Source organism: Micromonospora sp. NBRC 110038, assembly GCF_020884815.1.
Taxonomy (GTDB): domain Bacteria; phylum Actinomycetota; class Actinomycetes; order Mycobacteriales; family Micromonosporaceae; genus Micromonospora; species Micromonospora haikouensis.
Genome location: NZ_BBOL01000010.1, coordinates 163,531 through 172,348, shown reverse-complemented (window position 1 = coordinate 172,348; position 8,818 = coordinate 163,531). Strand labels below are relative to the sequence as shown.

The window sequence follows — 8,818 nt, the reverse complement described above, 5'->3', positions numbered from 1 at the left end:
GATTTGTCCGGCCCGGCGGGGTGCGTGGGACGGGGTCGAGCCGGGTCGGGGTGGTGACGGGCGGCACCCTGCGGCCGGAATCCTGGCCGGGGCGGGGGCGTTACACCTGACGGACGACCGCAGCAGCACCCCGGATCCCCCGGATCCAGCAGGCCCCCGGGTTGTCATCTCCCGGAATGCGGGCCGGTCGTCGGTCGTTACACCTGGACCCGGCGCCGCAAGGCAGCCGCCCCCTCCTCCTTCTTCTTCTTTCCCCCTTTTGTTCGTTGTTCGGGCGCCTCGACGTGGTGCTCGCACACCCCCCGCCATCTTCCTTTGGCGGGTGCGGGTGTGCCGACCCCCGACGATTGGAGTCACCCCCATGAACACGACCATCCTGCGTAAGAGCGTCCTCGGCATCGCCGGACTCGCGTTCGCCGGTGGCCTCGCCGCCGGCCCCCTGAACCACCACACCACCACCGACACCGACGCCCGGCCCGTCGCCGCCGTGCAGGCCGACACGACCGCCGCCGTGGACGCCGGGAAGCTGATCCCGCACGGCGTGCAGGGCACGCAGTCGCGCATCGACCTCGACGCCGAACAGACCGCCAACACCAAGGCCATCATCGCCGCCACGAAGAAGGCCGGTCTCGACGAACGCGCCGCGGTGATCTCGATCGGCACCGCCCTGCAGGAGTCGAAGCTGCAGAACCTCGGCCACCTGGGTGACCGCAACGACCACGACTCCCTCGGCCTGTTCCAGCAACGCCCCTCCAGCGGCTGGGGTTCGCCGGAGCAGATCACCGACCCGCAGTACGCCACCACCGCGTTCCTCAAGGGCCTCAAGCAGGTCGACGGCTGGCAGGACATGCCGCTGACCGACGCCGCCCAGACGGTGCAGGTCTCGGCCTACCCCGACGCGTACGCGCAGTGGGAGCAGCAGGCCGCCGACCTCGTCGCCCAGCACTGGAACAGCTGACCCAGCGAACACACGCCGCCGGCCGGGCCCCGATCACCGGGGCCCGGCCGGCGGCGTTTACGTGGGGCGTACCCGGTCAGACGCGGTAGCCGGCGGCGCGGGCGGCCTGGCGTTCGCGGCGGCGGTCCCGGCGGCGGCGCAGGAACCAGACGGTGAAGGCGACCAGGCCGAGCAGGAAGGCCAGCACCAGCACCGGCAGGATGATCGCCACCAGGGACATGACGACGCTGGTGGCGTCCTCGGCGGTGCTGGCGACCGGCGCGCCGAAGCCGGCGGTGGTCGCGTTGATCACCGGGCGGGCGGCGGACTTGAGCAGATGGACGCCGAGCGCGATGAGCACGCCGGTGACCACCGGCACCCAGTCGTTGGACGAGAAGAAGCTGCCCGGGTCGCTCACGGTGACCGTCTCGGAGGTGGAGCCCGCGCCGAAGGCGAGGCCGCCGGCGGTCGGCCGGACCACGGTCTGGACGACGTCGTTGACGTGGTCGAGCACCGGCACCTTGTCGGCGACGACCTCGACGGTGAGCAGCACCGCGAGGATGGCGACGACCCAGCCGTTGCCGAGCCACTGCCAGCCGCTGGGCAGGTCGATCAGGTCGGTGTAGCGGGCCAGCAGTCCCATGGTCAGCAGGGGTATGTAGGCGTTCAGGCCGGCCGACGCGGCCAGCCCGGTACCCGTGAGGACTTCGAACACCGTCTCAGCATGGCACCGGCACGCCAGTGCCGCTCGGCGGCGGACGCCGGGGTCTGGGCTACCCTCGTCGGGTGCGGCTGGTGATTGCGAAGTGCTCGGTGGACTACGTCGGACGGCTCTCGGCGCACCTGCCGTTGGCCACGCGCCTGTTGATGGTGAAGGCGGACGGGTCGGTGTCGATCCACGCCGACGACCGGGCGTACAAGCCGTTGAACTGGATGAGCCCGCCCTGCCGGCTGGAGGAGGCCCCCGGCGTGTGGCGGGTGGTCAACAAGGCCGGCGAGGAGCTGCGGATCACCCTGGAGGAGGTCTTCCAGGACACCTCGTACGAGCTGGGCGTCGACCCCGGCCTGCGCAAGGACGGCGTCGAGGCGCACCTCCAGGAGCTGCTGGCGGCCAACCCGACGGCGCTGGGCGAGGGCTACACGCTGGTGCGCCGGGAGTACATGACGGCGATCGGGCCGGTGGACCTGCTCTGCCGGGACGCCGACCTCGGCGCCGTCGCCGTCGAGGTGAAGCGGCGCGGCGAGATCGACGGGGTGGAGCAGCTCACCCGCTACCTCGAACTGATGAACCGTGACCCCCTGCTTGCCCCGGTCACCGGCGTCTTCGCCGCCCAGGAGATCAAGCCGCAGGCGCGGGTGCTGGCCACGGACCGGGGCATCCGGTGCGTCGTCGTCGACTACGACAAGCTGCGCGGCATCGAGCGCGACGAGCTGACCCTGTTCTGAGCGCTCACCGCCCGCACGGCGGGCGTCACCCGGCAGCCGGGTCAGCGCCTGCGGCCGTACAGCAGCTTGGTGACCTTGACCAGGCGGGCGACGTCGGCGGGGGTCCGCTCGAAGGTCATCGCCGGCAGCAGCGACCGGGCCCGGCGGCGGGTGACGGCCTTGGGGCGGCCGAACTCGCGCAGCCCGTCCTCGCCGTGGATGCGGCCGAAGCCGGACTCGCCGACCCCGCCGAACGGCAGGGTGGACATCCCCGCGAACGTCAGGGTGGAGTTCACCGCGGCCATCCCCGAGCGCAGCCGCCGCGCGATGGCCACGGCCCGCCGCCGGCCGAAGACCGAACCCCCCAGGCCGTACGGGAGCGCGTTGGCGCGGGTGATCGCCTCCTCGGCGTCGCGGACCCGGTTGATCGTCAGCGTCGGCCCGAAGGTCTCCTCGCGGACGGCGAGCGAGTCCTCCGGCACGTCGACCAGGATGGTCGGCCGCACGTACGGCGGCTGCACCGCGTCGGCGCCGCCGAGGACCGCACGCCCGCCCCGGGCCAGCGCGTCGTCGATGTGCCGGCGGATCACGTCGAGCTGGCCGGGCATGGTGATCGGGCCGATGTCGGACCCGTCGGCGCCGACCGTCAGCCGGCCGGCCCGCTCGACGACCTTGCCGACGAAGGCGTCGAAGACGGGTTCGACGGCGTACACCCGCTCGATGCCGATGCAGGTCTGGCCGGCGTTGGTGAGCCCGCCCCAGACGCACGCCTCGGCGGCGGCGTCGAGGTCGGCGTCGCTGTCGACGATCATCGCGTCCTTGCCGCCCGCCTCCAGCAGGACCGGGGTGAGCGTCTCGGCGCAGGCGGCCATCACCTTCTTGGCGGTGGCCGTCGAGCCGGTGAAGGCCAGCTTGTTCACGCCGGAGCGGCACAGGGCCGCGCCGACGTCGCCGAGGCCGTGCACGGCGGTGAGGACGGGCTGCTCGGGCACCACCTCGGCGAGGCTGTCGACCAGCCACTGGCCGACGACGGGGGTGTATTCGCTGGGCTTCAGCACGACCGTGTTGCCGGCGGCGAGCGCGTACGCCGTGGAGCCGATCGGGGTGAAGACCGGGTAGTTCCACGGGCCGATGACGCCGACCACCCCGTACGGCTGGTATTCGAGGTGGCCGGTGAACTCGGCCAGGATGAGCCGGGAGCGCACGCGGCGCGGGCCGAGGACCCGGCCGGCGTTGCGGGCGGCCCAGTCGATGTGTTCGATGGCGGTGAGGACCTCGACGATCGCGTCCGGGACGGGCTTGCCGCCCTCGGCGTGCATCAGCTCGGCCAGCTCCTCGATCCGCCGGGCGAGGACGCCCCGCCAGCGCAGCAGCCGCTCCCGGCGGCCGGTGAAGCCGAGCCCCGCCCACCAGCCGGCGGCCTCGCGGGCCCGCTCGACCGCCCGCGTGACGTCGTCCCCGGCGGCGACGGGCAGCCGACCCACCTCGGCCCCGGTGGCGGGGCTGGTGGAGACCAGCCGCCCGTCTGAGATGATCGGGGCACCCGGGACACGTACAGCCGTCATGGCGGAAGTCTAGACCCCGAAGCTACTCGTCGGTAGGTGTTCGGTCGGGCTGGTCAGCGGTCCCCGGCGCGGGGCCGGCGGCTCCCGGGGGCCGTGCCCGGGGCGGGACCAATGGCCCTGGTGCGCCGCGCCGCAAGCCGAACCGGCTAACGGGAGTTGTCCTCCCGGGGGCTGGGAGGTGTCCGGGCGGTGGTGGGCATCGATACGGTGTGCTGGCAGGCTGACGCCGGACACCGGTGGCTGGAGGCTGACCGTCCATGGAGGACTTTCCGGAACTGATGCCGCTGCTGACGGTGGCGGGTGGACCGATGCGTGGGGCGAGCTTCCGGCTCAGCCGCACGCCGCAGGTGATCGGCCGTGCGACGACCGTGCAGGTCAGCGTCGACGATCCACACCTGAGTCGCCGGCACGCCAGCGTGCGGCTGGCCGCCGACGGGGTGTGGCTTGAGGACCTGGGCTCGACCAACGGCACGTGGCTCAACGACCGCCGGATCGAGATGCCGGAGCTGCTCTCCGACGGGGACGTGATCCGGCTGGGCCGCACCGAGCTGCGCTTCTTCGACCCGGGCCTGGCCCGGACGGACCCGGTCGGGCTGCGGCTGGCCCCCCAACTGGGCCCGCAGCGCCGCGACCGCCGGCCGACCCTGCCGCTGCCCGTCGCCGCCCCGCCGGCCGCCCGCGCCTGACCCTCTTTCATGTGGGCCGGCCACATGGAGCCGGCCGTCGCCGCGTGGCAGCATGCCGCGGCATGGAGAGCACGCAGCACACCGTGCAGGCCAACGGCATCGTCCAGCGGGTCCGGGTGGCCGGGCCGCCCGACGGCGCGCCCGTGCTGCTGGTGCACGGCAACTGTTCGTCCTCGGCGTTCTGGGAGCCGCTGCTGCGGCGGCTGCCCGACACCCTCCGGGTGGTCGCCCCGGACCTGCGCGGTTACGGCGACACCGAGACCGCCGCGGTGGACGCCACCCGGGGGCTGCGGGACTTCGCCGACGACGTGGCCGCCCTGCTCGACGCCCCGGGGCTCTTCGCCCCCGGCGCGCGGCCGGTGGTGGTCGGGCACTCCCTCGGCGGGGGCGTGGCGATGCGGCTGCTGGTCGACCACCCCGACCGGGTGGCCGGGCTGCTGCTCTCCGCGCCCGTCTCCCCGTACGGCTTCGGCGGCACCCGGGACCTCGACGGCACGCCGACCACGCCCGACTTCGCGGGCACCGGCGGCGGCACCGCGAACGGGGACTTCGTGGCCCGGCTGGCCGCCGGCGACCGGGGCGCGGACGGCCCGACCAGCCCCCGCAGCGTGCTGCGGACCGCGTACGTGGCCGATCCGGCGTCGCTCGGCGACGACGAGGACCTGCTGCTGGACAGCCTCCTGTCCACCGCGACGGGGGACGGCAACTATCCCGGCACGGCGGTCGACTCGCCGCACTGGCCGGGCACCGCGGCCGGCGACCGCGGCGTGCTCAATGCCCTCGCCCCGGCCCACTTCCGCATCGCCGACGACCTCGTCGCCGTCGCCGCCAAGCCCCCCGTCACCTGGGTACGCGGCGACGCCGACGTGATCGTGTCGGACACCTCGCTGTTCGACCTGGCCTACCTCGGGTCGCTCGGGGCGGTGCCCGGCTGGCCGGGGGAGCGGGACTGCCCGCCGCAGCCGATGGTCGGGCAGACCCGGGCGGTGCTCGACCGGTACGCTGCGGCCGGCGGGGCGTACCACGAGGTGGTGTTGCCGGGTTGCGGGCACAGCCCGCACCTGGAGCGGCCGGCGGAGTTCGTCGCCGAGCTGCTGGCGCTGACCGACCGGAGCCGCTGAGACACCCGATCGCCCGACGGGAGCCGTCGACCCCCTCCGCGTCCCGGCGACGGACCGTCACGTGGCAGACTCGCGCGCATAACCTTAGTGACCGTTCATGCGGTCCCGCGGGGTCTCGGCCCGCGGTCCCGCGCAGCATTGGGGAGGCCGGTCGTGGCGCGCGAGTTCACCAGCGTGGGCGTTGTGGGGCTGGGCACCATGGGTGCCGGCATCGTCGAGGTCTTCGCGCGCAACGGCATCGACGTCGTCGCGGTCGAGGTCTCCGAGGCCGCCCTCGACCGTGGCCGCGCCAACCTGACCGGCTCGACCGACCGGGCCGTCGCCCGGGGCAAGCTCGCCGAGGCCGACCGGGACGCCCTGCTGGCCCGGGTCGACTTCCAGGTGGGGCTGGACGCGCTGCACTCGGTGGACCTGGTGGTCGAGGCGGTCCCCGAGCGCCTCGACCTCAAGCGGCGGATCTTCGCCGAGCTGGACCGGGTCTGCAGGCCCGAGGCGATCCTCGCCACCAACACCTCCTCACTGTCGGTCACCGAGGTCTCCGTCGCCACCGGCCGACCCCAGCAGGTCGTCGGCATCCACTTCTTCAACCCGGCCCCGGTGATGAAGCTGGTCGAGGTGGTCCGCACGGTGGTCACCGCCGCCGACGTGGTCGCCGACGTCGAGGCCCTCTGCGCCCGGCTCGGCAAGGTCGGCGTCACCATCGGCGACCGGGCCGGCTTCATCGCCAACGCGCTGCTCTTCGGCTACCTCAACCACGCCGTGGCGATGTTCGAGTCGCGCTACGCCAGCCGCGAGGACATCGACGCCGCCATGAAGCTCGGCGGCGGCCTGCCGATGGGGCCGCTCGCCCTGCTGGACCTGATCGGCCTCGACACCGCGTACGAGATCCTGGACACCATGTACCGGCGCGGCGGGCGGGACCGTCGGCACGCCCCGGTGCCGCTGGTCAGGCAGATGGTCACCGCGGGTCTGCTCGGCCGCAAGTCCGGCCGGGGCTTCTACACCTACGAGAAGCCGGGCTCGTCGAAGGTCGTACCGGACGAGTCGACCCCGCAAGAACGGCCGGCGGCCGGCGACGGCGCGCGCCCCGTCGCCCGGGTCGGCGTCGTCGGCTCCGGCGCGACGGCCGCCGGGCTCGTCGAGGTCTTCGCCGGGGCCGGGTACGACGTGGTCCAGGTGGCCCCGGGCGTGGAGCCGCTCGACGGGCTGGCCGAGGTCGACCTGGTCGTCGAGGCCGTGGCGGAGGACCTGGGCGTCAAGAAGGAGCTGTTCGCCAGCCTCGACGGCGTCTGCAAGCCGGGCGTCGTGCTCGCCACCACCACCTCGTCGCTGCCGGTGATCGACATCGCGATGGCCACCGGGCGGCCCGCCGACGTGGTCGGGCTGCACTTCTCCGGCCCGGTGCCGGCGCGGCCCCTGGTGGAGATCGTGCGGACCATCCGCACCGGCGAGGAGGCCACCGCCACCGCCCGCGCCGTCTGCGCGACGCTCGGCAGGACCGCCGTGGTCTGCGGCGACCGGGCCGGCTTCGTGGTCGACGCGCTGCTGTTGCCGTACCTGAACGACGCGGTGAAGATGCTGGAGGCCGGCTACGCCACCGTCGACGACATCGACCACGCGATGAAGCTCGGCTGCGGCTACCCGACGGGCCCGTTCGAGCTGCTGGACGCGGTCGGCCTGGACGTGGCGCTCGCCAGTCAGCGCGCGCTGTACCGCGAGCTGCGCGACCCCGGCTTCGCCCCGGCCCCGCTGCTGGAGCACCTCGTCACCGCCGGCTACCTGGGCCGCGAGGCGGGGCGCGGCTTCCGCGACCACACCGCCCGCTGACCGGGCCGGGAACCGACCGTAACCTTGACGAGGTGAGCCCCCGTCGCAACCGTCCCCGCCGGGACGAGCACGCCCACCTCGACGCCGACCGGGCCCGCCACGGGGTGCCCACCGTGCGGCAGTGGCGCGACGGCGACTGGCAGGTGCGCGGGATCAGCGGCGGCGCGTCGGTCAAGACGTACCGCTGCCCGGGCTGCGACCAGGAGATCCGCCCGGGGGTGGCGCACCTGGTGGCCTGGCCGGCCGACGACCGGGGCGACCTGACCGACCGCCGGCACTGGCACAGCGGGTGCTGGCGGGCGCGGGACCGGCGCGGCCCCGGCATCCAGCGCGGGCGGGGCGCGCCCCGCTACGGCTGAGCGATCTGGATCACCCTGTTTCCGCCCGGGCGGGCGGTGCCGGCGCCGACGCGCGAGACTGGGACGGTGAGCACACCGATCCGCGCGTCCTCGATCCTGCCCGGGCACCGCGAGGACATCGAGCTGCACACCGCCGACGGCCTGACCCTCGTCGGCGAGCTGGCCCGCCCCGTCGGGAAGGAGCCGGCCGGCACGCTGGTCTGCCTGCACCCGCTGCCCACCCACGGCGGGATGATGGACAGCCACGTCTTCCGCAAGGCCGCCTGGCGGCTGCCGGCGCTGGCCGACCTGGCCGTGCTCCGGTTCAACACGCGCGGCACCAGCAGCGTGCGGGGCACCAGCGAGGGAACGTTCGACAACGCCGTCGGCGAGCGCTTCGACGTCGCCGCCGCCATCGAGTACGCCGAGTTCGCCGAGCTGCCGAACGTCTGGCTGGTCGGCTGGTCGTTCGGCACCGACCTGACCCTCAAGTACGGCTGCGACCCGGCGGTGGCCGGCGCGATCCTGCTCTCCCCGCCGCTGCGTTTCTCCGCCCCCTCCGACCTCGAACACTGGGCGCAGGAGGGCAAGCCGCTGACCGCCCTGGTGCCGGAGTTCGACGACTATCTGCGCCCCGACGAGGCGCGGCGGCGCTTCGCGGCGGTGCCGCAGGCCGAGGTGGTCGGGGTGCCCGGCGCGAAGCACCTGTGGGTCGGCGACGCCGAGACCGTGCTCGACGAGATCGTCCGCCGGGTCAACCCGGCCGCCCCGCTGCCCCTGCCCCGCACCTGGGACGGCCCGATGGCCACCGGCGACGTCAGCGCGTACGCCGACCGGACGGTCGCCTCGTTCGCCGACGTCCCGGTGCCGGGCCCGAAGGCCGGCTCCGCCGACTGAGCCGGGGCGGGTCGGTCGCCCG

The 8,818-nt window shown here is 74.1% G+C and carries 9 protein-coding genes; 7 read left to right on the top strand and 2 right to left on the bottom strand.

The features are described from left to right. The first annotated feature begins 361 nt into the window (after positions 1 to 361). Positions 362 to 958 carry a hypothetical protein gene (locus LPU61_RS28445; RefSeq protein WP_229406698.1) on the top strand — a complete coding sequence of 199 codons (597 nt, stop codon included), beginning with the start codon at positions 362 to 364 and terminating at the stop codon, positions 956 to 958. Positions 959 to 1,034: 76 nt separating this feature from the next. Here LPU61_RS28445 and LPU61_RS28440 read toward each other — a convergent pair whose 3' ends face one another. Further along, a complete protein-coding gene (locus LPU61_RS28440; RefSeq protein ID WP_077938553.1) occupies positions 1,035 to 1,652 on the bottom strand; it encodes a DUF4126 domain-containing protein in 618 nt (205 codons plus the stop codon). A 71-nt stretch (positions 1,653 to 1,723) separates the two neighbouring features. Here LPU61_RS28440 and nucS point away from each other — a divergent pair, with 71 nt between their 5' ends. Continuing rightward, positions 1,724 to 2,383 carry an endonuclease NucS gene (nucS, locus tag LPU61_RS28435; protein WP_043966085.1) on the top strand — a complete coding sequence of 220 codons (660 nt, stop codon included), beginning with the start codon at positions 1,724 to 1,726 and terminating at the stop codon, positions 2,381 to 2,383. A gap of 41 nt (positions 2,384 to 2,424) precedes the next feature. Here nucS and LPU61_RS28430 read toward each other — a convergent pair whose 3' ends face one another. Beyond that, entirely contained in the window at positions 2,425 to 3,927 is a 1,503-nt protein-coding gene (locus LPU61_RS28430) for an aldehyde dehydrogenase family protein (protein WP_229406697.1), read from the bottom strand. A 257-nt stretch (positions 3,928 to 4,184) separates the two neighbouring features. Between LPU61_RS28430 and LPU61_RS28425 the strand changes: the two genes are divergently transcribed. The 5 genes from LPU61_RS28425 to LPU61_RS28405 all read left to right on the top strand — a co-directional run bounded on the left by LPU61_RS28425 (position 4,185) and on the right by LPU61_RS28405 (position 8,796). Further along, positions 4,185 to 4,613: an FHA domain-containing protein gene (locus LPU61_RS28425; RefSeq protein WP_043966087.1), complete on the top strand. Its 429-nt coding sequence runs from the start codon at positions 4,185 to 4,187 to the stop codon at positions 4,611 to 4,613. 62 nt (positions 4,614 to 4,675) lie between these two features. Further along, complete coding sequence (locus LPU61_RS28420; protein ID WP_229406696.1) at positions 4,676 to 5,734, top strand: alpha/beta fold hydrolase; 1,059 nt, start codon at positions 4,676 to 4,678, stop codon at positions 5,732 to 5,734. 153 nt (positions 5,735 to 5,887) lie between these two features. Next, positions 5,888 to 7,561 carry a 3-hydroxyacyl-CoA dehydrogenase family protein gene (locus LPU61_RS28415; protein WP_229406695.1) on the top strand — a complete coding sequence of 558 codons (1,674 nt, stop codon included), beginning with the start codon at positions 5,888 to 5,890 and terminating at the stop codon, positions 7,559 to 7,561. Positions 7,562 to 7,593: 32 nt separating this feature from the next. After that, positions 7,594 to 7,920, top strand: a complete 327-nt coding sequence (locus LPU61_RS28410) for a hypothetical protein (RefSeq protein ID WP_229406694.1) — start codon at positions 7,594 to 7,596, stop codon at positions 7,918 to 7,920. 66 nt (positions 7,921 to 7,986) lie between these two features. Further along, a complete protein-coding gene (locus LPU61_RS28405) occupies positions 7,987 to 8,796 on the top strand; it encodes an alpha/beta hydrolase (protein WP_229406693.1) in 810 nt (269 codons plus the stop codon). Positions 8,797 to 8,818 lie beyond the last annotated feature (22 nt).